This is a genomic window from Sphingomonas sp. SDUR79, from assembly GCF_056821745.1.
In genome coordinates this window covers 923961-947218 of sequence record NZ_JBPDIN010000001.1, presented here as the reverse complement: position 1 = coordinate 947218, position 23258 = coordinate 923961, and the positions used below count along the sequence as shown (strand labels likewise).

General features: G+C 66.7%; 19 protein-coding genes. 14 read left to right on the top strand and 5 right to left on the bottom strand.

Annotation, left to right across the window (positions count from 1 at the left end; all coding sequences use genetic code 11):
• The first annotated feature begins 88 nt into the window (after positions 1-88).
• Together ACRYLO_RS04540 and ACRYLO_RS04535 are read left to right on the top strand one after the other, a co-directional pair.
• Positions 89-925 carry a p-hydroxycinnamoyl CoA hydratase/lyase gene (locus ACRYLO_RS04540; RefSeq protein WP_482659075.1) on the top strand — a complete coding sequence of 279 codons (837 nt, stop codon included), beginning with the start codon at positions 89-91 and terminating at the stop codon, positions 923-925.
• Positions 926-1077: 152 nt separating this feature from the next.
• A complete protein-coding gene (locus ACRYLO_RS04535) occupies positions 1078-3165 on the top strand; it encodes an acetate--CoA ligase family protein (protein ID WP_482659074.1) in 2088 nt (695 codons plus the stop codon).
• 127 nt (positions 3166-3292) lie between these two features.
• On the opposite strand, the gene ACRYLO_RS04530 is transcribed toward ACRYLO_RS04535, so the two are convergent.
• On the bottom strand, positions 3293-3742 hold the full coding sequence (locus ACRYLO_RS04530; protein ID WP_482659073.1) for a MarR family winged helix-turn-helix transcriptional regulator: 450 nt from the start codon (positions 3740-3742) through the stop codon (positions 3293-3295).
• Between the two features lie 134 nt (positions 3743-3876).
• Here ACRYLO_RS04530 and ACRYLO_RS04525 point away from each other — a divergent pair, with 134 nt between their 5' ends.
• Positions 3877-6576, top strand: coding sequence for a TonB-dependent receptor plug domain-containing protein (locus ACRYLO_RS04525; protein WP_482659072.1), 2700 nt, complete (start codon positions 3877-3879; stop codon positions 6574-6576).
• A gap of 43 nt (positions 6577-6619) precedes the next feature.
• Here the strand turns inward: ACRYLO_RS04525 and ACRYLO_RS04520 are convergent, their stop codons facing one another.
• A complete protein-coding gene (locus tag ACRYLO_RS04520) occupies positions 6620-7099 on the bottom strand; it encodes a MarR family winged helix-turn-helix transcriptional regulator (protein WP_482659071.1) in 480 nt (159 codons plus the stop codon).
• A 125-nt stretch (positions 7100-7224) separates the two neighbouring features.
• On the opposite strand from ACRYLO_RS04520, the gene ACRYLO_RS04515 reads away from it, so the two are divergent.
• The 9 genes from ACRYLO_RS04515 (at position 7225) to ACRYLO_RS04475 (ending at position 18195) form a co-directional block, all read left to right on the top strand.
• Complete coding sequence (locus ACRYLO_RS04515; RefSeq protein ID WP_482659070.1) at positions 7225-7761, top strand: TRAP transporter small permease; 537 nt, start codon at positions 7225-7227, stop codon at positions 7759-7761.
• Positions 7751-9055: a TRAP transporter large permease gene (locus tag ACRYLO_RS04510; RefSeq protein ID WP_482659069.1), complete on the top strand. Its 1305-nt coding sequence runs from the start codon at positions 7751-7753 to the stop codon at positions 9053-9055. Before ACRYLO_RS04515 ends, ACRYLO_RS04510 begins: the two co-directional genes overlap by 11 nt.
• 3 nt (positions 9056-9058) lie before the next feature.
• Entirely contained in the window at positions 9059-10099 is a 1041-nt protein-coding gene (gene dctP / locus ACRYLO_RS04505; protein WP_482659068.1) for a TRAP transporter substrate-binding protein DctP, read from the top strand.
• Positions 10096-11289, top strand: a complete 1194-nt coding sequence (locus ACRYLO_RS04500; protein WP_482659067.1) for a CaiB/BaiF CoA transferase family protein — start codon at positions 10096-10098, stop codon at positions 11287-11289. Before dctP ends, ACRYLO_RS04500 begins: the two co-directional genes overlap by 4 nt.
• On the top strand, positions 11286-12248 hold the full coding sequence (locus ACRYLO_RS04495; protein ID WP_482659066.1) for a CoA transferase: 963 nt from the start codon (positions 11286-11288) through the stop codon (positions 12246-12248). The genes ACRYLO_RS04500 and ACRYLO_RS04495 overlap by 4 nt, the downstream gene beginning before the upstream one ends.
• Positions 12245-13414: a CaiB/BaiF CoA transferase family protein gene (locus tag ACRYLO_RS04490; RefSeq protein ID WP_482659065.1), complete on the top strand. Its 1170-nt coding sequence runs from the start codon at positions 12245-12247 to the stop codon at positions 13412-13414. The genes ACRYLO_RS04495 and ACRYLO_RS04490 overlap by 4 nt, the downstream gene beginning before the upstream one ends.
• Complete coding sequence (locus tag ACRYLO_RS04485; RefSeq protein ID WP_482659064.1) at positions 13411-14658, top strand: CaiB/BaiF CoA transferase family protein; 1248 nt, start codon at positions 13411-13413, stop codon at positions 14656-14658. Before ACRYLO_RS04490 ends, ACRYLO_RS04485 begins: the two co-directional genes overlap by 4 nt.
• Positions 14658-16964, top strand: a complete 2307-nt coding sequence (locus ACRYLO_RS04480; RefSeq protein WP_482659063.1) for a 2-hydroxyacyl-CoA dehydratase — start codon at positions 14658-14660, stop codon at positions 16962-16964. The genes ACRYLO_RS04485 and ACRYLO_RS04480 overlap by 1 nt, the downstream gene beginning before the upstream one ends.
• A 247-nt stretch (positions 16965-17211) precedes the next feature.
• Positions 17212-18195: an aldo/keto reductase gene (locus ACRYLO_RS04475; protein WP_482659062.1), complete on the top strand. Its 984-nt coding sequence runs from the start codon at positions 17212-17214 to the stop codon at positions 18193-18195.
• Here ACRYLO_RS04475 and ACRYLO_RS04470 read toward each other — a convergent pair.
• Positions 18192-18938: a FadR/GntR family transcriptional regulator gene (locus tag ACRYLO_RS04470; protein WP_482659061.1), complete on the bottom strand. Its 747-nt coding sequence runs from the start codon at positions 18936-18938 to the stop codon at positions 18192-18194. The two genes, ACRYLO_RS04475 and ACRYLO_RS04470, sit on opposite strands and share 4 nt — an antisense overlap.
• A 116-nt stretch (positions 18939-19054) precedes the next feature.
• On the opposite strand from ACRYLO_RS04470, the gene araD1 reads away from it, so the two are divergent.
• Positions 19055-20047 (top strand): AraD1 family protein, encoded by a 993-nt coding sequence (gene araD1 / locus ACRYLO_RS04465; RefSeq protein WP_482659060.1) that lies wholly within the window; start codon positions 19055-19057, stop codon positions 20045-20047.
• Entirely contained in the window at positions 20044-20967 is a 924-nt protein-coding gene (locus ACRYLO_RS04460; protein ID WP_482659059.1) for a Gfo/Idh/MocA family protein, read from the top strand. Before araD1 ends, ACRYLO_RS04460 begins: the two co-directional genes overlap by 4 nt.
• Before the next feature lie 89 nt (positions 20968-21056).
• On the opposite strand, the gene ACRYLO_RS04455 is transcribed toward ACRYLO_RS04460, so the two are convergent.
• Positions 21057-21584 (bottom strand): NADAR family protein, encoded by a 528-nt coding sequence (locus tag ACRYLO_RS04455; RefSeq protein ID WP_482659058.1) that lies wholly within the window; start codon positions 21582-21584, stop codon positions 21057-21059.
• 49 nt (positions 21585-21633) lie between these two features.
• A complete protein-coding gene (locus ACRYLO_RS04450; RefSeq protein WP_482659057.1) occupies positions 21634-23247 on the bottom strand; it encodes an alpha-N-arabinofuranosidase in 1614 nt (537 codons plus the stop codon).
• Between the last annotated feature and the right edge of the window lie 11 nt (positions 23248-23258).

Here is a 23258-nt window from a genome sequence, read left to right as displayed (position 1 = left end):
TGGCTGATCTCTCGGATCGAGCCGCTGCGGCAGCCCCAATGGATCCCCGCCTTCGCGGGGATGACGACGAATAGGGAAGAGGTATTTCATGACGGAACTGAGTGCCAACGGCGTCGTCGCCTATGATGTCGAGAACGGCATTGCGTGGGTGCGGTTCAACCGCGCCGACAAGCGCAACGCGATGAGCCCGACGCTCAACCGCGACATGATGGAGGTGCTCGACACGCTCGAGTTCCGCGACGATGTCGGCGTGCTGGTCCTGTCGGGCGAGGGTCCGGCCTGGACCGCGGGCATGGACCTCAAGGAGTATTTCCGTGAGACCGAGGCCGATGGCCTGAAGGGCACGCGCAAGGCGCAGCGCGAAAGCTATGGCTGGTGGCGCCGCCTGCGCTGGTATCAGAAGCCGACGATCGCGATGGTCAATGGCTGGTGCTTTGGCGGCGGCTATGGCCCGCTCTTCGCGTGCGACCTCGCCTTTGCCGCGGAAGAAGCCAAGTTTGGCCTGTCCGAGATCAACTGGGGCATCCTGCCCGGCGGCGGCGCGACCAAGGTGGCGACCGAGCTGCTGCCGTTCCGCAAGGCGATGTACCATGCGATGATGGGCGAGAATATCGACGGCAAGACCGCCGCCGAATGGGGTCTGGTCAATGAGGCGCTGCCGCTCGCCGCGCTCAAGGACCGCGTGACCGAGGTGGCGAAAGTGCTGCTGGGCAAGAACCCGGTGGCGCTCAAGGCGACCAAGGATGCGGTGCGCCGCGTCGGGGTGATGACCTATGACGAGGCCGAGGATTATCTGATCCGCGCGCAGGAAGCGGCGAACTCGTACGACAATGAAGGCCGCAAGGAAGGCATCCGTCAGTTCATCGACGAGAAGAGCTACAAGCCGGGCCTGGGCGCGTATGACAAGGATCGCGTGAAGGTTTGAACAACTAAATCCTCCCCGGAACGGGGAGGGGGACCGCGCCCAAAGGGCGTGGTGGAGGGGGCCCGAGGCAACGGGCTCCCTTGCCTCGGGCCCCCTCCACCATCCTGCGGATGGTCCCCCTCCCCGTTCCGGGGAGGATTTAAGGACGAACAATGCCCGACCTTTCCCGCCTGCTCTCCCCCCGCTCGGTCGTGATCGTGGGTGCATCCCCGACGCCCGGCGCGCTCGGCAATTCGGTGCTGCGCAACCTGGAGCGGCATGGCTATGCGGGCGACATCCACCTGATCAACCCGAAGCGCGACAACATCGACGGGCGGCCGTGCCTGAAGTCGATCGACGAATTGCCGCATGGCGTCGACGCGGCCGTGCTGGCGATCCCGGGACCGGCGGTGCTGGGGGCGGTGCAGGCGCTGGCGGCGCGCGGTGTCGGTGCGGCGATCATCTTTTCGGCGGGCTTTGCCGAGGGCGGCGAAGAGGGCCTTGCCGCACAGGCCGAGGTTGCGCGGATCGCGCATGAGCATGGCATGGTCGTCGAGGGGCCGAATTGCCTTGGCATGGTCAACTATGCCGCTGGCGTTCCGTTGACCTTCGTCGAGACGCCGGTGCTGGACCTGGCGGGCAAGCCCGCGGTCGGCATCGTCAGCCAGTCGGGCGCGATGGCGGTGGTACTGGGCACGACGCTGATGGCCAAGGGGTTGGGCATCACCGTGTCGGTCTCTACCGGCAACGAAGCCGCGTCGGGCGTCGAGGATTATGTCGAGCATCTGCTGAACGACCCCGCCACTCCCGCGATCGCGATGATCGTCGAGCAGTTCCGCAAGCCTGCGCGCTTCCTCGCGCTCGCGGAGAAGGCGCGCGCGGCGGGCAAGCATATCGTGCTGCTCCACCCGGGCACGTCGAGCGCGGCGCGGGAAAGTGCGGCGACGCATACCGGCGCGATGGCCGGCGACTGGCAGCTGATGAAGGCCAAGGTCGAGCGCGCAGGCGTGGTGCTGGTCGACAGCCTCGAAGCGCTGGGCGATGTCGTCGAGCTGGCGGTGCGCGCCAAGCCGGTGCGGCGTGGTGGCACCGCGGTGCTGACCGAAAGCGGGGCGTTCAAGGCGCTGACGCTGGATCTTGCCGAGAGCATCGGCCTCGACCTGCCCGCGATGGACGGCGCGACGGCAGAGGCGATGCGCGCGTCGATCCCCGACTTCATCCCCGTGTCCAACCCGATGGACCTAACCGCGCAGGCGCTGGTCGACCCCGACCTGTATCGCCGCACGCTGATGCCGCTGCTGGCGGACGATAACTTCGCGGCACTAGTGTTCGGGATCATCCAGACCGATCCGGCGACCTGCGCGCGCAAGTTCCCGGCGATCATCGATGCAGTGACGGCGCTGAAGCCCGAAAAGCCGGTGATCTTTGCCGGGATCGACGACGGGGCGGAGGTGCCGGCGGAATATATCGACGGGCTGCGCGCGATCGGCGTGCCCTACTTCCCCTCGCCCGACCGCGCGTTCCGCGCGCTGCGGCAGCTGGGCAAGCTGGCCGAGCGGGATTTCGCGACGGCGGAGGCTGCGCCGGTCGCGCTCGACCTGCCCTCGGGCGTCATTCCGGAATATCGCGCCAAGCAACTGCTCGGCCCGGTCGGCATCCCCTTCCCCGCCGGCGGTTTTGCCGCCAGCGCGGAGGAGGCCAAGGCGATTGCCGCGCGCGTCGGCTATCCGGTGGCGATCAAGGCGCAGTCGGCGGAGCTGAGCCACAAGAGCGACGCGGGCGGCGTGATCCTCAACATCGCCGACGATGTTGCACTCGATGCGGCGTGGGAGCGGCTGTTTGCCAATGTCGCGGCCTATGACGCGGCAATCGCGCTCGACGGCGCACAGGTGGAGGCCATGGGCAAGCGCGGGGTCGAGCTGATCATCGGCGCGCGCAACGACCCCGAATGGGGGCCGGTGATCCTGGCCGGGTTTGGCGGGGTGACTGCAGAGCTGCTGCACGATGTCCGGCTGCTCCCGCACGACCTGACGCATGACGCGATCTGCGCCGAGTTGCGCGCGCTCAAACAGGGGGCGCTGCTCGATGGCTATCGCGGGTCGCCCGCGCTGGATGTCGATGCGGTGGCAGCGTTGATCGCGGGTCTCGGCCGCGTGCTGGCGGGGACGCCGTCGATCCGTGAGATCGACCTCAACCCGGTGGTGGTCTATCCCAAGGGCGAAGGCGTGGTTGCGCTGGATGCGCTGATTTTGGCCGATTAATTCCCCTCCCGCTCGCGGGAGGGGTTAGGGGAGGGCCTGTCCAGTCAGGCTGCGTTGCGCGGGGACAGGCCCTCCCCCGGCCCCTCCCGCAAGCGGGAGGGGAGAAGAGCCACAACGCGTTCGGACTTTAAACCGCCGGCGTGCGGCGTTCGATCCGGCCGAGCAGGTCGAGCAACGTAGCCCGCTCCGCCTCGCTCAATCCGGCGAGCATCTCGCGCTCATGCGCCTCGATCCGCGCGAGGCATTCGGTCAGCATGGTGCGCCCGGTATCGGTGAGCGTCAGGGCAAAGGCGCGGCGGTCGGCCGGGTCGACGACGCGTGCGATCAGCTTCAGATCGACCAGCTCGTTGATCAACGCCACCATATTGGCGCGCTTGATGCCGAGCAGACGCCCAACTGCGCCCTGATTGATGCCGGGATTGCCCGATACGACCGCCAGAATGCCGACCAGCACCTGACGCATCCCGGTCCCTTCCATCGCCGCCGCGAAATCCGCCGCAAAGGCACCGAAAGCGCGCCGCAAATGATATCCGACCAGCGGCCCGAGCGCGCCGACCTGTTCCTGTTCCCCTGACATGCCCCAGCGAGAGCACGATTTCAGTCATTTCGTCAATGCGAGTATCCGTCCAGAGGCATAACGTTGACGATACGGATTGTTTATGTTCATATCTATTCGAGTCGATAACGACCGATACATGGTGGGAGGATGCAATGGCTGGATTCGGAAGAGAGTTGCGCTGTGCCGGGAGCGTGCTGGCGATCGTGCTGGCCACGCAGGCACCGGCATTCGCGCAGGACGGTAGCACCGCATCGCCCGCCGGTCCCGAGACGCAGCAAGCGGACGCGGAGGCATCGTCTGAAATCATCGTTACCGGCAGCCGGCTGCGTGGCGCTGCCCCGGTCGGCTCGACGGTCATCTCCGTCGATCGCGGCGATATCGAAGCGGCCGGCGCGATCAGCACCGATCGCCTGATTCAACAGATTCCGCAGGTACTCGACCTGGGCGTCAGCGAAAACTCGCGCGCGCAAGGCGGTGGCAGCGGCAACATCACCTATGGCAACACCATCAACCTGCGCGGCATCGGCCCCTATGCGACGCTGATCCTGGTCGACGGGCATCGCGCGGTGAACAACAGTCGCGCGTTCGAACCCTCCGTCATCCCGACGCTCGGCCTCGAGCGGGTCGAGGTGGTCGCGGACGGCGCATCGGCAATCTACGGCTCCGACGCCATTGCCGGGGTCGTCAACCTGATCCCGCGCCGCTCGCTCAACGGGATCGAGGCGACCGCGCGCGGCGGCTGGGGTGCCGATTTCGACGAATATCAGGTCGGCGTCGCGGCCGGTAAGGTTTGGGATCGCGGTCAGGTCATGCTGGCCTATGAGCATTCGCGCCGGTCGAACCTCAGCGGCGACGATCGCTCCTTCTTTCGCTCGGACCAGCGCGCGTTCGGCGGCAACGACTATCGCGTCACGCGCTGTGCGCCGGGCACGTTGCGTGCAGGCGGCGTGTCCTATGCGATGCCGGGACAGCTGACGCCGGCCAATGTCGGCAGCCTGGTTGCCGGAACCGTCAACAGCTGCGACGACCTGGTCGGGCAGGATCTGTTCCCGAAACAGACCTACAACTCGGTCAACGGCACCGCGACGTTCGAGGTCACCGACTGGTTCACGGTGTTCGCCGACGGTTTTTACAGCAAGCGCGAATATGAGCGGTTGCCCGCTTATTTCAGCTCGACGCTGACGGTGCCGCAGACCAACGCTTGGTTCGTTCGCCCGACCGGCTTTGCCGGCACGAGCTACACGATCGATTATAATTTCCGCAATGACCTGCCCCGTGACGTTTCGCGCGGCTTTGCCGAGAACTGGCAGGTGACGCCTGGCGTCCGCTTCAAGCTGCCGGGCGACTGGGAGCTGGAAGGGCTGTTCACCTATGGCCGTGGCAACGACCAGTCGGATCAGGTGCGCGGCCTCAACGCCACCGCGCTGAACGCGGCGCTGGCGAGCAGCAACCCGGCGACGGCGTTCGATCCCTATGGCCTCGGCCGCACTTCGGCCGCCACGCTGCTGGCGATCAGCAATTTCCTGACGCTGTCGCCGACGCTGAACGACTTCAACGGTTATGAAGCGCGGATCAACGGGTCGATCGTCGATCTGCCGGGCGGCAGCGTGAAGCTTGCCGCAGGCTATGAGGGCCAGGAGATCGAGACGCGGCTGGGTTCGGCGCGCGGTGCGGCGGGCACGGCGGTCACCTTCCGCCGCTTCACCCGCCGGGTCGATTCCGCCTATGCGGAATTGCTGGTGCCGGTGTTCGGCGCCGGGAACGCCATCGGCGGGTTCGAGCGGCTCGAGATCAATGCCGCGGTCCGCTACGACAAATATTCGGATGTCGGCGAGACGACCAATCCCAAGTTCGGCGTCAACTGGTCGCCGGTGCGCGGGCTGGTGCTGCGCGGCAGCCATGGCACGTCGTTCCGCGCGCCGCTGATTTCGCAGATTTACGGCAACAGCAACAATCTGTTCGGGCAAAGCTATCAGAATCCGGCGGGTGGTGCGCCGCTGACCGGCTTTGCCTATTCGGGGCCGAATACGAACCTGCAACCCGAAGAGGCGACCACCTGGTCGGTCGGCGGCGACTGGGACGTCACCCCCAATTTGCGGGTCAGCGCGACCTATTGGGACGTGAAATACATCAACCAGGTCGACAGCTATCTCGCCGACCTCGCCATCCTGGCGCGCGAGTCCGAATTCGCGGGGACGGGCATCATCCTGCGCGGCACGGCGGCGCGCGATCGCGTGCTGCAATTGCTGTCACAGGGGGTGACACTGGCGCGCGGCACCTTCCCGGGTGGCGATCCCAACAACGTCACGCTGTTCGTCGATGGCCGGAACAACAATCTCGGCCAATCGACCACGCGCGGCATGGACTTCGTCGTCAATTGGCGGGTGCCGACCGAGAAGGCGGGCACGTTCAACTTCAACGCGTCGGGCGCCTATCTCTTCCATTACGAGACTGCGGTATCGCCCGCAGGCACGCCGCGCAGCCGTCTCAACACCATCTACAACCCGCTCAAGTTCAAGGCGCGCGGCAGCCTGGTGTGGGATTATGAGCCGATGCGGGTTCAGCTGACCGCAACGCATGTCGGCGGCTATACCAACACCGCGATCAACCCGAACCAGAAGGTCAAGAGCTACACGCCGATCGATCTGGCGGTCAGCTGGAACCTGGGCGAGATGGGCGCGAAATCGGTGTTCGGCGGGGTCGAGCTGGGGCTGGAAGTCCGCAATCTGTTCGACCTCCAGCCGCCTTATGTGAATGTGGCGCCGGGCCTGAACGGCGGCGGTGGGTACGATCCGTCGGCGGCGAACCCGATCGGGCGCGTACTGGCCGCGTCGCTGCGCTTCCGCATGTAAACGGGTGCCGGGGGCGGCCTGTGCCGCTCCCGGAGGCCTGTGCTTAGCGATGGAAGACCGAATACATCCGGTCGAGCGCCGCGTCGAAAATCGGGCGTTCTTCGGGGCTGAGCTGTGCCAGCACCTCCGCCTCGACGCCCTTCATGATGTTGAACAAATCGTCGAGCGTCTTCTTACCCTCGGGCTGGATCGTCAGGGCGTGGCGGCGGCGGTCAACGGTGGAACGTTCGCGCTTGGCCCAGCCGCGCCGTTCCAGTTCGTCGACGATCTGGACCGTGATCGACTTGTCGAGCCCGACGGTGCTCGACAATTGCTGTTGCGACAGCCCCGGATTGGCCTCGATCAGCGCAAGCGAGGAGAACAGGCCGGCGCGGATGCCGTAATGCGCGCTCGCGGCGGCGAAATCGGCCGACAGCTGGTTCTGGACGCGGCGCATGCGAAAGCCGACATAATCGCCCAACCGACCGAGCTTCAGCCCGCCCTCGCTCACTTCGTCCGGCGTTTTCGACCGCAACTGCGTCACCAGCGTCCCCTTGTCGCCACCTGCCATTCGTGCAATTGACAGATGGTTGAAAATATCTACGGTTTTGATCCTACCATTCAGTTAGACCGCCCCAGCGAGAGGCTGTCAATCAGGAGAGGCAGAGCGTGTCCGACCCGGTGACCGAAGCCGCAGCGCCGCTGCACGATGAGGAGCCGCCCCCCGCCCCGGTCACGGGCATCGCGGGCCGTGCGGCGTTTTACATCGGATCCGCTGGACTGGTGCTGGCGATGGCAGCGGATTCAATCGCCGTGCTGGGGCGTCACACCGGCTTCGCGCTGCTCGGCGCAATCGAGATCGTGCAGGCAGCAATCGTGCTCATCGCCGCATCGTCGATGGTCGCGGTGACGCTGTCGCGCGGCCATGCGGCGGTGCATATCCTGACCGACCGCCTCTCTCCTGCCCGCCGTGCGACGCTGGCGCGCGTTGCGAACCTGCTTGGGGCTGTTGCCGTGCTGCTGCTGGCGGCGGGATCGCTGATCCTGCTTGCCGACCTGTGGAGCGGGCATGAGCGGTCGGAGCTGCTGCACATTCCGCTGCGCTGGTTCCGCCTGCTGATGATCGCTGCGCTGATGTTCGTCGCGATCCTGTTCGTCCGCCACGCCTTTTCGCGCGAAACGCCGGAGGGTGGTCATGGCACCTGAACTGATCGGCCTGATCGGCATCCTCGCGCTGCTCGGCCTGCTGACGCTGGGCGTGCCGATCGGCGTCAGCCTTGCGCTGACCGGCGTTGTTGGCCTGATGGTGATGCTCTCGCCTGAAGCCGCCCTGGTCAAGGCGGGCGTGGTGGTGTTCGAGGTCGCGCAGAAATATGAACTCGGCGTCCTGCCGCTGTTCCTGCTGATGGCGCATCTGTGCTTTGCGGCGGGCGCAAGTCGCGATTTCTTCGATGTCGCGGCACGCTTCGTCGGGCATCGCCGCGGCGGCCTTGGCCTTGCCTCAATCGCCGGCTGTGCCGGGTTCGGCGCGATCAGTGGATCGAGCCTCGCCACCGTCGCCACGGTCGGCTCCGCCGCGCTGCCCGAGATGCGACGCGCGGGATATAATCCCGGTTTCGCCGCCGGTGCGCTCGCTGCAGGCGGCACGCTCGGCGCACTGATCCCGCCATCGGGCGCGCTGATCGTGTTCGGCATCATCGCCGAAGTCTCGATCGGCCGGTTGTTCACCGCCGCGATCATCCCGGGGTTCAGCCAGGCGCTGTTCTACATGATCGCCATCGCGATCCTCTGCTGGTTCAAGCCCGAACTTGGGCCGCGTTCGGTGCGCGTCGGTTGGGGCGAGCGGATGCGGGGGCTGCTCGGCATTCTCGACATTCTGGTGCTGGTCGTGTTCGTGATCGGCGGGTTGATGATCGGGTGGTTCACCCCGACCGAGGCCGCGTCGGTCGGCGTCATCGTCGCCTTCATCCTGATGGGCATTCGCGGGGCGTTTAACCGGGAGGCCATCGCCGACAGCTTTGCCAAGACGCTGTCGACCACCGGCATGATCTACCTGATCATCTTTGGCGCGATCCTGTTCGCGACCTTTATCAGCGTGACCGGGATCGCCGACCTGATGTCGAACACGGTGCGCGCCATGGATGCGAGCCCGATCGTTGTGGTGATCGTCATCGCACTGATGCTGCTGGTGCTGGGGTCGTTCCTCGACGGCCTGGCGCTGATGCTGCTGACTACGCCGATCTTCCTGCCGATCGTGCTGGAGCTGGGCTACAGCCCGATCTGGTTCGGCATCTTCCTCGTCCGCACGATGGAGATCGGGTTCGTCCACCCGCCGCTTGGCCTCAACGTCTATGTCATCCAGGCGATCGGCAAGGACATTCCGCTGGGGCAGATTTTCCGCGGGATCGTGCCGTTCCTGGTCGCCGATTTCTTCCACCTTGCCATGATCATCGCCTTTCCGGCGGTGACCCTGTGGCTGCCCAGCGTGATGGGGGCCTGACCGATGCGTTTGCCAGTGATCCTCGCCGCGCTCGCGCTCGCCGGATGCAGCGTCGCGCCGCAGCCGACCGCAGAGCATGTGCTGACCTATGCCAGCCCCTATACCCCCACTCATCCCTTCGGCCTCGCCGATCAGGAGTGGATGAAGTGGGTCGAGGCGGAGAGCGGCGGGCGCATCGCGTTCAAGCCGTTCTGGTCGGGCGCGCTGATTTCGTCCGACATGAGCATGGAGGAGGTGCGCCACGGCGTTGCCGATATCGGCCTGATCACGCCCATCTATTCGAAGGGCGGCGCGCATCTGCTGCGTGGGCAGGCGGCCTATTATGGCGGCATCAGGACCATCACCGATCAGGTTGCGGTGTATGACTGCCTGGCCGATCGCTTCCCGCATTTCGAGAATGAGCTGCACGGCTTGCATGTGCTCGCGGTGCAGGGCGGGAATTTTCCCGGCGTGCTGACGCGCGACCGGCCGATCCGCAGCCTTGCGGACTTCAAGGGCCTGCGTCTGCGCGCGCAGAGCGACGCGGTCGATATCCTTAAGCAATTGGGTGCGGATCCGGTCAACATGCCGATGGGCGAGGTCTATTCGGCGCTGGCCAAGGGCGTGATCGACGGCGTGGTAGCGCCGGCCGACACGATCCGCAGCCTGCATTTCGCCGAGGTCGCGAAGCATTTCACCACGATCCGCTTCAGCCGCGGCGCCTATCCGGCGCGGGCGATGTCGGACAAGACCTGGCGGACGCTTCCGCCCGATCTTCAGGCGATCCTGACCGAAGGACGCAAGGTGTGGGAGGAAGCGCTGAACCGCCAGCTGCTCAAGGCCGAGCAGGCGGGGATCGATTATGGCCGGAAGGAAGGCATCACCTTCTCCAGCATTCCCGAGCAGGAACAGCGCACGTTCGACGCGCTCTACAACAAGGATGCACGCATCCAGGCGCAGCGGCTGGGCAAGATCGGGATCGACGCGGTGCCGATCTATGAAGAGGCGCAGCGGTTGATCGCGGGCGGCGATATCCGGTGTGACGCGAAGGTGGCGGCACGATGAGCAACCTCCCCCTCGAAGGCGTCAAGGTCGCCGATTTCTCCTGGGTCGGTGCGGGGCCGCGCGCGACAAAGGATCTGGCGGACATGGGCGCGACCGTCATCAAGATTGAATCGCGCAAGCGGCTCGATCTGGGCCGCCTGTCCCCTCCCTTCGCGACCCCCGGGCGCGATCCCGATGCCTCGACCTTCTTCGCGATCACCAACACCAGCAAGCTCGGGGTGACGATCAACCTGAATGATCCGCGCGGGATCGAGGTCGCGAAGAAGCTGGTCGCCTGGGCCGATATCGTGGTCGAGAATTTCAGCCATGGCTATATGCACCGCATCGGCCTGAGCTTCGATACGCTCAAGGCGATCAAGCCCGACATCATCCAGATCAGCGTCAGCGTCGCGGGGCGCAAGGGGCCGCTCGGCACGATGCGCGGCTATGGCAATTCGGCGGGGGCGCTGTCGGGGATGGCGGCACTGTCGGGCTGGCCCGATCGCGACCCGCATATGGCGCCGTTTGCTTATGGCGATGTGGTTGCGCCGATGTTTGCGACCGTCGCGACGCTCGCCGCGCTCGAGCATCGTCGGCAGACCGGCGAGGGGCAGCTGATCGACATCAGCCAGACCGAGCCGCTGATCCACGTGATGGCCGACCGCTTTCTGGCGGAACAGACCGGCAGCGGCGGGAAACCGGGCAACCGCTCGCCCCATCGCACGCCGCAGGGAGCTTATCCTGCGCGCGGCGTGGACCAGTGGATCGCGATCGCGGTGCGCGATGACGCCGAATGGGCCGTACTGGCCGAGGCGGCAGGCATCGCCGATCCGCGCTTCGCCACGCTCGCCGGGCGCAAGGCGCATGAAGACGACCTCGACGCGGCGCTGTCGGAGTGGACGCGCGGGCAGGACAAGCGCGTCCTTGCCGATCGACTGGCCGCACTCGGCATCCCCGCCGAGCCGGTCAATGACGGCCGCGACGTGTTCACCGACCCCGAGCTGATCGAGCGCGGCCACTACCGCCCGGTCACGCACAGCAAGCTCGGCGACACCGAAATCCCCGGTCCGCCGCTTCGCTTTTCCGACAGCGCAATTCGCCTCGGTCCGCCGCCCAATCTGGGCGAGCATAATCATGCGGTGTTCGTGGACCTGGTCGGCATGAGCGAGGCCGAGGTCCGCGACCTCACCGAGGCGGGAGCACTCGCATGATGCTCGCCCACCTCACCATTATCGACCTGACCGAGGGTCTTGGCGAACTCGCCGGGCGGATGCTCGCCGAGCTCGGCGCGCGTGTCGTGCGGGCCGAACCGGGCGACGCGGCGTGGGACCATGGCAAGCAGACCGGCGACACCGAAGCGCTGCTCGCCACCGCCGATATCCTGTTCCGCAATCCCGGGCGCGACCATGACGCGCTCGCCGCCGCCAACCCGCGGCTGATCGACGTGGTCGTCGCGCCGTTCCTGCCCGGCGGACCCAATGACGGCCGCCCGGAAACCGATCTGACGCTGATGGCCCGATCCGGCCTGATGACGATCATTGGTGATCCGGACCGAGCGCCGCTGACATTGCCCGGTGAACAGGCCTATGCGCTCGCCGGTATTCAGGCGGTGATCGGCGCGCTGACCGCACTCCATGCCCGCGCGGCGAGCGGCAAGGGTCAGCTGGTCGAGGTCGCAGCCTATCAGTCCGCCGTCCTCGCCAATTATCGCGAGCCGCTGACCTGGCAATGGACCGGCCGGGTCGGCAACCGCACCGGCAATCTGCTGATCCGCGGCAAATCCGGCGTGCGGCAGATCTGGCCCTGTGCCGATGGTTTCGTCACCTGGGCGCTGGTCGACAACCAGCCGATGATGCGCGGCATGGTCAAGGTGATGGGCGACGCCGCCGGGCCGCTGGCCGATGTCGATTGGGACGCGATCCTGGTCGCCGACATGCCGCGCGAAACGCTGATCGCATGGGAAGCGGTGGTTGAGGCCTTCTTCCTCAAACATACGCGCGCGGAGCTTGGCGCGATGTCGCAGGCCAACGGGCTTGGTCTGTCGTGGATCGACACCCCGGCTGATGCACTCGCCAGCGAGCACCTCGCCGCGCGCGGGCTGTGGCGCGATGTCGCTGGCGTGAAGCTGCCGGGCAGGCTGTGGGTATCGTCGCTGGAGGAGGGCCAATGACCGCGCTCACTGGCCTCAAGGTCATCGACTTCAGCAAGTTCCTCCCCGGCCCCTATTGCACCTGGCTGCTCGCCGATCTGGGGGCAGAGGTCATCCGCATCGAAAACCCGCGCGAGCTGGCCAAGCAGCGCAAGGTGTTCGGCTGGGACAAGCTGTCGGACGAGGAGAATGCCCGGCTGCGCGCGCACGACATCCTCGCGCGGGGCAAAAAAAGCGTGCTGATCGACCCCGGCAGCGATGACGGGCGCGAGGCGATCCTGAAGCTGATCGATCAGGCCGACATCCTGGTCGAGGATTACCGCCCCGGCGTGATGGCGAGCATGGGCTATGGCTGGCCTGAAATGGCGGCGCGCAACCCGCGGCTGATCTATTGCTCGGTTACTTTGTGCGGCCAGACCGGCCCCTATGCGCGCAAGCCCGGTCATGATCCGGTCGCGCTTGCGATTGCCGGGGCCCTGTCGCGGATCGGCGAAGACCCCGAGCGCCCCGCCTTTCCCGGCGTGCCGGTTGCCGATCTGCTGAGCGGTTCCAACGCCGTCATCGGCATCCTCGCCGCCGTCATCGCACGCGCGACGACGGGCCGGGGGCAGCAGGTAGACATCGCGATGTCCGACGCCTCGCTCGCGTTGATCGGCAACATCCTCTCGCGCAACCCGGACCTCGCCAAGGCACCGCCCAAGGGGATGCACCGTGCCGACAGCGGCATCTGGCGCTGCGCCGATGGTGAGTGGCTGGTGACGACTGACATGGAGCCGCGCTACTGGCGCATCTTCGTCGAGACGATCGGGCTGCCCGAGCTGGCCGACAAACAGATGGATCGCGCCAACTGGCCCGCGATGAAGGACCGCATTGCCGAGGTGATGGCGACGAAGCCGCGCGATGCATGGCTCGCCATCCTCGACGCGGCCGGCACGCAGTTCGCCCCGATCCTCACCGTCGCGCAGGCGATGGAAGACCCGCACAACCACGCGCGCGGCATGATCCTCGATCTGTCCGCGCCCGGTGGGGGAACGGTGCGCCACACCGGCTGCCCGATCCGCCTTTCCGACACTCCCGCCAGCCCCGCCGCCGTCGCCCGCCCCGCGGGTGCCGATACGGCGGAGGTGCTGGCGACCCTAGGCTACACCGCGGCACAGGCCGCTGCACTTGAAGGACGACTCCCGTGACCGAAGCCACCCGCGAACGCCCGCTTGAAGGGCTGCGCGTCATCGACCTGACCCGCGCGCTTGCCGGACCCTATGCGACGCTGTTGCTTGCCGGGCTGGGTGCGGAGGTGATCAAGGTCGAAGACCCCAAGGGCGGCGATCTGGCGCGCGATAACAGCCCCTATGTCGGCCGCGACGGCATCACCGTCGAGCGCAAGCATGACGATGATGTCTCGATCAGCCATCTGACCCGCGCGCGCGGGAAGCTGGGCGTGTCGCTCAACCTGAAGTCACCCGAGGCGAAGGAGGTGTTCCTCGACCTCGTCCGCACCGCCGACATCGTGGTCGAGAATTTCACCGCCGGCACCGCCGACCGGCTGGGTGTCGGCTACGCGGCCGCCAAGGCCGCCAATCCGCGCATCATCTATTGCTCGCTCTCCGGCTTCGGCGCGACCGCGCCGGAGGGGGGCAAGGCGATGGATATCATCATCCAGGCGCTGTCGGGCGCGATGTATGCCAGCGGCGGGCCGGGCGAGCCCCCGGTGCGCATCGGCATCCCGATCGCCGACATGCTCGCGCCGGTGTTCTCGGTGATCGGCATCCTCTCCGCGCTCGAGCAGCGCCACCGCACCGGGGTCGGCCAACATATCGACGTGTCGATGCTCGGCGCGCTGACCAGCTTTGTCGCGATCGAGAACTGGTCGGCGATGGCGGCGGCGGGGATGCAGGCGCGCACCGGCCTGACCGTCCAGCGCCTCTCACCGTTCGGTGTGTTCGAATGCGCCGATGGCTATGTCGCGGTGGTTGCGGTGCATGAGAAGCTGGCGCAGGGCCTGTTCCGCGCGATGGGGCGGCCCGAGCTGTCGGACGACCCGCGCTTCGCCAATCGCGACAGCCGCGTCGCCAATGCGGTAGTACTGGAGGAAACGATCAACGGCTGGTCGCGTCAGCACAGCGTCGAGCATGTCGTCGCGGTGCTGGAAGCCGAGGGTGTGCCGGTCGCTCCTGTTCGCCACCCTGAGGACGCACTGGACGATCCACGCGTGGTCGCGCGGCACGAGGCGGTGCCGGTCGCGCATCCGAGCTATGGATCGCAGGTCAATCTGCGCACCGCCGGCATCCCGATCGTGTTTTCCGACGCGGACACCGGCTTTGACGATGTGACACCGATTCTGGTCGGCGAGCATAACGACCGCGTGCTGGCCGAGACGCTGGGCTATGATGCGCAGCGGATCGCGCAGTTGCGCGAGCGGGGCGTGATCTGATGCAGGATGCAACGGCACGGCTGATCGCGGCGTGCGACGACCCCGGCGCGGTTGCCGAGCGGCTGCGGTCCGAAGGGCAGGCGGTGATCCGCGTGCTGGGGCAGGACGCGCCCTATGCGCTGCTGCGCGCCGCGGGTCGCGCGCCGGTGCGTATGGTCCCCCGCCCCGGCCCGACACCCGATGCCGATATGCTGGCGGGCGACGGCACGCTGTCGCAGCGCGGCAGGTCGCTGTTGCAGCAGATTGTCGGGGATGCGGGCGGAACGCCGCTGCTGTTCACCCATGCCGATAGCGAATTGCCGCAGCTGTTCGCGACAGTGCGCGACCTGATCCGCGCGGGCGATATTGCCGAGCGACCGATCCATATGCTGGATCTGGGCCACCAGCCGCGCGAGTCCAGCCGGGCCTATAATGCGGCGCGGATCGACCAGCTGGTGGACTGGCTTGGCGGGGTCGACGCCGATGACCTCGCCGCATATGCCGCCGACGAGCGTGCGCGTCCGGCGGCGATGCGGCACCTGTCGGGCGTGCTACGGATCGCGGCGATTGGTGCGGCGCATGCCCTTCCTCCGGCCGAATGGCTGGAGCTGGTGGGGCAGGTTTTGGGCGAACCCACCGGCGAGCCGGTGTTCATCCTTGGCTCCGCGCACTTCTCGACCGCCCGCGCGCGCGACCTTGCCGTGCGTGGCCTCGACGCCCGCGCCGACGATCAGGACTGGGGCGATCCGCTGGTTGCGGCGTGCGCCGATAGCCCTGCGACACTCGACGGCCTGTCCGACCCCGCGCGGCTCGTCCCGCGCAAGCTGATGCCTGCAACCGAGCGTGCCACCGCCGCAATCGCGCGGATGGCGGCGCTGGGCATCACCCGTGCGGTCATCGTGGAATCCGTCGGCGACGAAGCCGCGGCATGGGATGCGGGCTATCTCGCGCGCACCCTCGAAGCCGCCGGCCTCAAAGTCGAACGGATCGGAGCGCCGCCGCCCCCTGCCCCGTCGAGCGACGCCCCCCGCCCCGCCCCGCGCGGACAGGACGGCCGCCGCAGCCGCAAGTCGCTGGCCTCGATCGCCAGCTTCGGCGCCTATCAGCGAGACTGGTTCAAGGGCGTGCGCGATGCCATTGCAGCGGGTGCGCCGCTCGCCATCGTCAACGCCAACTCGCCGCAGGAAATCCTGCGCGCGATGGATGTGCCGTTCGTCGTCAACCAATGGTGGGCGTCGATCGTCGCGGCAAAACAGCAATCGCCGCGCTACTTCCAGCTGCTGCGCGACCATGGCTATCCCAGCGATGCCGAGGCGTATAGCGCGCAGGGCATCGCCGCCATGTTCGACGCGGACCCGGAACAGGCGCCCTGGGGCGGACTGCCCCGCCCCGCCTTTGTTCAGGCCCCGCTCGGCACCGACGCGACGCCGCGCATCTTCGATCACTGGGCCCGCGAAACGGGTGCGGAGCCGTTCCTGTTCGAGCGCAGCATCGAAAGCCGCATCGACTTCCCGGTCGACTGGTGGGACCGGCTGCACGACGACTGGGACAGCGCGATCGAGCCCGAACGGCTCGACCTGATGACCGCCGAACTGCGCGCGGTGATCGCGCGGATCGAGGCGAGTACCGACCGCCGCTTCGACCCCGATCGCTTCGCCCACATCATGAACCTGGTGAACGAGCAGGAGGATTATTACCGCCGCACCCGCGACCTGATCGCCGGCGCGCACCCCGCCCCCGTTTCGATCAGCGACACCATGCCCGCAACCATGGTGCCGCAATGGCATCGCGGGACCGAATGGGCACGCGACGCGGCGCGAGACTTTTATCACGAGGTCAAGGCGCGGCACGAAGCGGGCGAGGCTGCCTGCGCCAACGAGAAACTGCGCCTGATGTGGGTCGGGCGCGGCATGTGGAGCGACATGGGCTTTACCCAGCGCTGGGAGCAGAGCCATGGCGCGGTGTTCGTGTGGTCAATGTACCTCGCGCTCGCCGCCGACGGCTATATCCGCCGCACTGCGCCGGGAGAGGACCCGCTGCGCGCGCTCGCTGCACGCTTCGTGACGATGGGCGACGAGCTGCGCATGCCGACCTGGGCCGGGGCGTGGCATGTCCGCGAGGCGCAGAGCCACGCCGTCGACGGCGCGGTGGCGCTGAGCGATGCCGACCCGTTCGTCCTGCGCGCGCTGCGCCGCGCCGGGGTGCCGGTGCTGAGCCTGGACCTCGATAACTACAACCGCGAGGCGAGCGACGGTGACGCGGTCGATCGCCAGATCGCTGCGTTTCTGGAGGGGCCAGTCAGCGACTACGCGGCACGGCGCGACTGAGAAGTTGTTTCACTTATCCTCCCCCGCAAGGGGGAGGTGGCGCCGAAGGCGACGGAGGGGGAGGACGGCTGTGTCCTCTAGCCTTTCGCCCCCGAACTTCCAGCCGGCGTGCTTCCGCCCCCTCCGTCACGCTGCGTGCCACCTCCCCCTGGCGGGGGAGGATTGAGTGGGAACCGATGCCGCCCAGGCCTTGCCAGCAGGCAACGGGCGGGTCAGGGAATTGCGGCAATCAGTATCGGAGTGTCCCATGAAGCGCCGCCTTGCATCCTCCACCGTCAACCCGGTCGGCCTCGGCTGCATGTCGCTCAGCCATGCCTATGGCACCCCGCCGGCGCGGGAGGATGCGATCCGGCTGCTCAACCAGGCGCTCGACCTCGGCTATGACCATCTCGACACCGCCGCGCTCTATGGCTTCGGTGCGAACGAGAGCCTGATCGGCGAAGCGGTCGCGCATCGCCGCGACGACTATTTCCTCGCCTCCAAATGCGGGATGACAAGCGTGGACGGGAAGCGCGTGATCGACGGGCGACCGGAAACGCTGCGCGCGACGATCGACCAGTCGCTGACTCGCCTGCGCACCGACCGCGTTGACCTCTACTACCTCCACCGCTGGGACAAATCGGTGCCGATCGAGGAGTCGGTCGGCGCACTCGCGCAGCTGGTCGCGGCGGGCAAGATTGGCGCGATTGGCCTGAGCGAAGTGTCCGCCGCCACGCTGCGGCGCGCCCATGTGGTCCATCCGATCGCGGCGGTGCAGAATGAATATTCGCTATGGTCGCGCAATGTCGAGCTGGGCGTGCTTGCGGCGTGCGCGGAGTTGGGCACTACGTTGGTCGCCTTCTCGCCCGTAGCGCGCGGTTTCCTCGCCGGCGCGCTGGCCTCGCCGGACGCGCTGGGTGAACGCGACATCCGCCGCATGATGCCGCGCTTCAGCCCGGAGAATTTCGCACGCAATCTCGACCTGCTCGCGCAGTTGCAGCGGATCGCGTCCGACCGCGGCATCACCCCGGCGCAGCTCTGCCTGCAATGGGTGTTCGCACAGGGCAAGCATGTCGTCGCCATCCCCGGCACCACCTCACCCGCGCACCTTGCCGAGAATTTCGCGACCCCGGTCGAGCCGCTGCCGGGCGAAGTGCTGGCCGAACTCGACCGCATCTTCGCGCCCGACGCGATTGCCGGGCCGCGTTACCCGGCGGCGACGCAGGCGGAGATCGATACCGAAGAGTTCTAGGACTCGCTGAGAACGGCGCGCGTATCCTCAAACGCCAGATCGACCAGCGCGCGCATCGCTGCCTCGGCCGCGTCCGCATCGCCCGCGATGATCGCATCGCTGACGCGCGCATGATCGGGCACCGGGTCGCGCGGCAGCGCCTTGGTCCGTTGTTTGAACCGCGTGGTCCAGTTGACCGCCGCGCCGATACTGGCGCTCAGCGTGATCAGCGCGTCGTTGCGCGTCGCTTGCAACAGCGCGTCATGGAACGCGCGGTCGGCGTCGCGCCCCGCTTCGGTCGCCAGCGTGTGCCGCCGCATGCCAACCAGCGCGGCCTTGAGCGCGGCGATATCTTCCTTGTCCCGGCGCTGGGCCGCCAGTCGCGCCGCAGCCGGCTCGACGATCGCGCGCAGTTCGAACAGGTCGCGGATGAAGGCAGGATCGGGCTCGCCGGAAAAAGCCCAGGCGACGATATCGGGATCGAGCAAATTCCACCGACTGCGGGGCAGCACTCGCGTCCCCGCCTTGGTCCGGCTTTCGACCAGCCCCTTCGCGGCAAGCACCTGAATCGCCTCGCGATAGGCGCTGCGCGACACGTCGAGCGCCTCGGCATTGGCGACCTCCCCGGTCAGCCGCTCGCCGGGCGCGATCGCTCCGCTGACAATCGCGCGGCCCAGATAATGCGCAACCGCACCGCGCAGGCGGCGACCGGTGCTCCGTTCGCGCTTGGGTTCACCGGGTTCGGACGGCTCTTCCTGCTTCACCCTCTCGCCTCTCGTAGCGGCCCGATTGCCTACGCGCCAAAAATGGCGCCCGCAATGCGACATGCGAACTTCCATTTTATTTTATGTCGGACTAATTCTCATCGAAAGGGAGAGGTTTGATGGTTCGTCTGCTACAGCACCGTGCGCCCGATGGCGCGCGCCGTGTGATCGCCGCGACCGATGGAGCCGCGCGGTTTGTGCGGGGCTTTGCCGATGTCCGGAGTCTGGCGGAGGCGGCGATTGCGCGCGGGATCAACCTCGCGGCGGCAGTCGAGGAAGCGGGGTACGACGAAGCGGTGGATCTCAACGCGGCGGCAGCGGCGGGGGAATTGCTCGCGCCGATCGACCATCCCGACCCCGCACATGTCGTCGTGACCGGTACCGGCCTCACCCATCTCGGATCGGCGGAGGGGCGCGACAAGATGCACCGCGCCGCCGCTGCGGGGGAGAAACTGACCGATTCCATGCGCATGTTCCTTGAAGGGCTGGAGGGCGGCAAGCCTGCCGCCGGTGCGGTCGGGCAACAGCCGGAATGGTTCTATAAGGGCGATGGCGCGCATCTGGTCGGCACCGGCGCATCGCTCACCATGCCGGCGTTCGCGCAGGATGGCGGGGAGGAGCCGGAGCTGGCCGGCATCTACCTGATCGGCCCCGACGGGACGCCGCACCGCATCGGCTTCTGCCTCGCCAACGAGTTCAGCGACCATGTGACCGAGCGGCACAATTACCTCTGGCTCGCCCATTCCAAGCTGCGCCCGGCGGCACTCGGCCCGGAATTGCTCGTCGGCGAACTTCCCGCCGATGTGCGCGGGTCCAGCCGGATCGTGCGCGACGGCGCGGTGTTGTGGGAAAAGCCGTTCCTGACGGGCGAGGCCAATATGTCGCACAGCATCGCCAATCTGGAGCACCATCACTTCAAATATGCCGGCTTCCGCCGCCCGGGCGATCTCCATGTCCACTTCTTCGGCACCGCGACCTTGTCGTTCAGCGATGGCATCGCGACCCAGCCCGGCGATGTATTCGAGATCGAGGCGGCACCGTTTACGCTGCCGCTGCGCAACCCGCTGGCGCGCGCGGAGGCTGAGGCGTTGACGGTGCGCGCGCTGTGACGATCCGGATTGCACTGATTGGCCTCGGCAAGATTGCGCATGACCAGCATTTGCCAGCGATCGCCGCAGACCCGGACTTCACGCTGGTGGCGACCGCGAGCGCCGACGGCGCGGTTCTGGACGGCGTGCCGGGCTTCGACAGTATCGAGGCATTGCTGGCCAGCGGCATCGCGGTTGATGCGGTCGCGCTCTGCACCCCGCCGCAAGTGCGCCACCGCGTCGCCGCCACCGCGCTGCGCCACAGGCTGCACGTCCTGCTTGAAAAGCCCCCCGCCGCCAGTCTGACCGAGGCCGCAGCGCTCGCGGCACTGGCGGACGAGGCCAAGGTCACGGTGTTCGCAGCCTGGCATTCGCGCTGCGCCGCCGGTGTGGCGGAGGCCCGCGCGTGGCTGGCGGAGCGCACCGTCCTGCGCGGGACGATCACCTGGCGTGAGGATGTGCGCGTCTGGCATCCCGGCCAGCAATGGATCTGGCAGCCGGGCGGCCTTGGCGTATTCGATCCGGGGATCAACGCGCTGTCGATTGTCACCGAAATCCTCCCCGGCACATTGCTGCTGCGCGACGCCGAGCTGGAGGTACCGAGCAACCGCCACGCCCCCATCGCCGCGCGGCTGACGCTCGAAACGGGCTGCGGCGCGCCGTTCGCGGCGGACTTCGACTTCCGCCAGACCGGACCGCAAAGCTGGGATATCGAGATCGAGACCGACGCCGGCACGCTGCGGCTGGCACGTGGCGGGGCCGAGCTGACCCTGCCCGACGGGACCCGCAGCGGCGAGGATCGCGAATATCCCGCGCTCTACGCGCAGTTCGCACAACTGATCGCGGCAGGCGCGAGCGACCTCGACACCACCCCCTTCCGCCTCGTCGCCGACGCCTTTCTGCGCGGGCGGCATTGCGTGGTCGAACCGTTCGAGGAGTGACCCAGCCATGCTCCCCAAAGGGAGGGCCGAGGAGAAGTGTGTGCCCTTGCGCGACTGTCAGCAAACGACCCCAAAATGGACATAAGGCGTCACCGATCCAGCTCGGACCTCACGAGCGTGAGGATACGACCCAAGAAGTTTGTGCCGCGCCATTTACTTGGGTCGCTCGCATCAGTATTGTCGATCGCAAGTCCTACGCCCCAAATCCAATCTCGGACGTTGGCCTCCACCAGCATGCCCGGATTTGTTTGCAACAATTGGCGAGCGGCCCCGGGGTTCTGCGTAAATTTGGCCTTATTGCCGGTGTAGACAATCTCGATCTTCCAACGGTCCCAGATCGATTGATCAAAGGGAGTGACGAGACTTCCTAATCGTTTTTGCAAACTTGGATCGTCGGTTCCCATGATTCTCTCGGCACGATCATGATCTTCAAAGAGCGTCGCTTTGCAGAACATCATCCATTGCTCGGCGGTCACGAAACTGCGATCACACAGATTGAAAGGCGTCACGTGCCACTGGCTGAAAACGCCTTTGATGAATGGCTGAAAAGCGACGAAGTCACTCGCCTGAGGTAAGTGCTCGGCTGTGAGGGTCGGTGTTGTCTTGAAGTCCAGCACACCAAATATTCTACAGCGAAGCACGACGGCAATCCACTAAGTTCCGGCCTTACTCCACAATCTCCAGCATCGTCACCGACTTGCTCGGCAGGCGCACGCTCACCGCCCCGCCCGCGACCCGGCCCGCGATCGGCTGCGGCTTCACCGCATCGGGCGCGCCGAAGCTGTTGATGCTGTTGACCTTCGCCGCGGTCAGCACCGTGCCGGCGGCGGACTTCGCCTTCACGCCCGGGATCGCCAGCCGCATTTCGGCGGGCTTGGCCGGATCGAGGTTGACCAGCGACAGCCAGAGCTTCCCGTCGGTCGCCCGCACAGCGACCGCGTCGACGCGCGGCAGCGTCACTGCGCCTTCCCGATACTGGCCCGCGTCGAACGTCACCGGCACCAGCGTCGCGTCCTGGAACGGCCGGTACATCTTGTGGATGTGATAGGTCGGGGTCAGCACCATCTTTGGCCCGTCGGTCAGGATCAAAGCCTGAAGCACATTGACCATCTGCGCGATGTTGGCGCCCTGCACGCGATCGGCATGGCGCGCAAAGATGTTGAAGTTGAGCGCGGCGATGATGCCGTCGCGCAGCGAATTCTGCTGCTGCAAAAAGCCCTCGGGCGTACCGGGCAGCTTGGCCAGCCACACGCCCCATTCGTCGACGATCAGCGGCACCTTCTTGTCGGGATCATATTTGTCCATGATCGCCGAATGGGTGCGGATGCGCTCGTCGATCAGCAGGGTGGACTGGATCAGCTCGGCATATTCCTTCTCGGCGAAATTGACCGAGTCATAGACCGGCGGCCACTTCACCAGCGTGTAGCTGTGCAGCGACAGCCCCTCGATGCTCCAGCTCCAGTCGCGGCCCTGCCACGCCTTCATTACCCCCTCGGTATAGGCGGTGTCGCCGTCGCTGGGGCCGACCGCGACACGCAGCATCTGGTCGGGGTTGGGCAGTGGTGCCGAGGGGTTGGCGGGGTTCGGAAAGCTCTGCTGCGCCAGGTTATAGTTGCGCGCGAAGCGGGCGTAGCGCTTCAGTTCATCGGCATAATACTCGGGCCGCATATTGCCGCCACAGCCCCAGGTCTCGTTCCCGATGCCGAGAAAGCGGATCTTCCACGGTTCGCTCCGCCCGTTCGCCGCCCGCTCCTGCCCCGCCGTGTTGCGCGTGTCCGCGGTGATATAGGCAACCCAGTCAGCGGCCTCCTTGTAGCTGCCCGATCCGACATTGATCGACACGAACGCTTCCGCGCCGATTTGTTCGATGAAATCGAAAAATTCGTGCGTTCCGAACGCGTTATTCTCGATCGCTCCGCCCCAGTTGGAATTGACCGTCACCCGCCGCTTGGCCGGATCGCCGATGCCGTCGCGCCAGTGATATTCGTCGGCGAAGCAGCCGCCCGGCCAGCGGACATTGGGCACGCTGATCTGCTTCAGCGCCGCCACCACGTCGCTGCGGATGCCGCGCACATTGGGAATCGGCGAGTCCGGCCCCACCCACACGCCGCCATAGATGCCGGTGCCGAGATGCTCGGCAAACTGGCCAAAGATATGGCGGTTGATCTTCGGGCCGGACTTGTCCGCCTGAACCGTCACCGTGACCGGAGCCTCGGCCTGCTGCGCGAGGGCCGGGACTGCCGTGGCGAGGAGCGATCCTGCCAGCATGAAGTGCTTCATCATCCTCTCCC

Coding starts and splice junctions, on each gene's coding strand:
- ACRYLO_RS04540 (WP_482659075.1), top strand. CDS start 89: ATGACGGAACTGAGTGCCAACGGCGTCGTCGCCTATGATGTCGAGAAC.
- ACRYLO_RS04535 (WP_482659074.1), top strand. CDS start 1,078: ATGCCCGACCTTTCCCGCCTGCTCTCCCCCCGCTCGGTCGTGATCGTG.
- ACRYLO_RS04530 (WP_482659073.1), bottom strand. CDS start 3,742: ATGTCAGGGGAACAGGAACAGGTCGGCGCGCTCGGGCCGCTGGTCGGA.
- ACRYLO_RS04525 (WP_482659072.1), top strand. CDS start 3,877: ATGGCTGGATTCGGAAGAGAGTTGCGCTGTGCCGGGAGCGTGCTGGCG.
- ACRYLO_RS04510 (WP_482659069.1), top strand. CDS start 7,751: ATGGCACCTGAACTGATCGGCCTGATCGGCATCCTCGCGCTGCTCGGC.
- dctP (WP_482659068.1), top strand. CDS start 9,059: ATGCGTTTGCCAGTGATCCTCGCCGCGCTCGCGCTCGCCGGATGCAGC.
- ACRYLO_RS04500 (WP_482659067.1), top strand. CDS start 10,096: ATGAGCAACCTCCCCCTCGAAGGCGTCAAGGTCGCCGATTTCTCCTGG.
- ACRYLO_RS04495 (WP_482659066.1), top strand. CDS start 11,286: ATGATGCTCGCCCACCTCACCATTATCGACCTGACCGAGGGTCTTGGC.
- ACRYLO_RS04490 (WP_482659065.1), top strand. CDS start 12,245: ATGACCGCGCTCACTGGCCTCAAGGTCATCGACTTCAGCAAGTTCCTC.
- ACRYLO_RS04480 (WP_482659063.1), top strand. CDS start 14,658: ATGCAGGATGCAACGGCACGGCTGATCGCGGCGTGCGACGACCCCGGC.
- ACRYLO_RS04475 (WP_482659062.1), top strand. CDS start 17,212: ATGAAGCGCCGCCTTGCATCCTCCACCGTCAACCCGGTCGGCCTCGGC.
- ACRYLO_RS04450 (WP_482659057.1), bottom strand. CDS start 23,247: ATGAAGCACTTCATGCTGGCAGGATCGCTCCTCGCCACGGCAGTCCCG.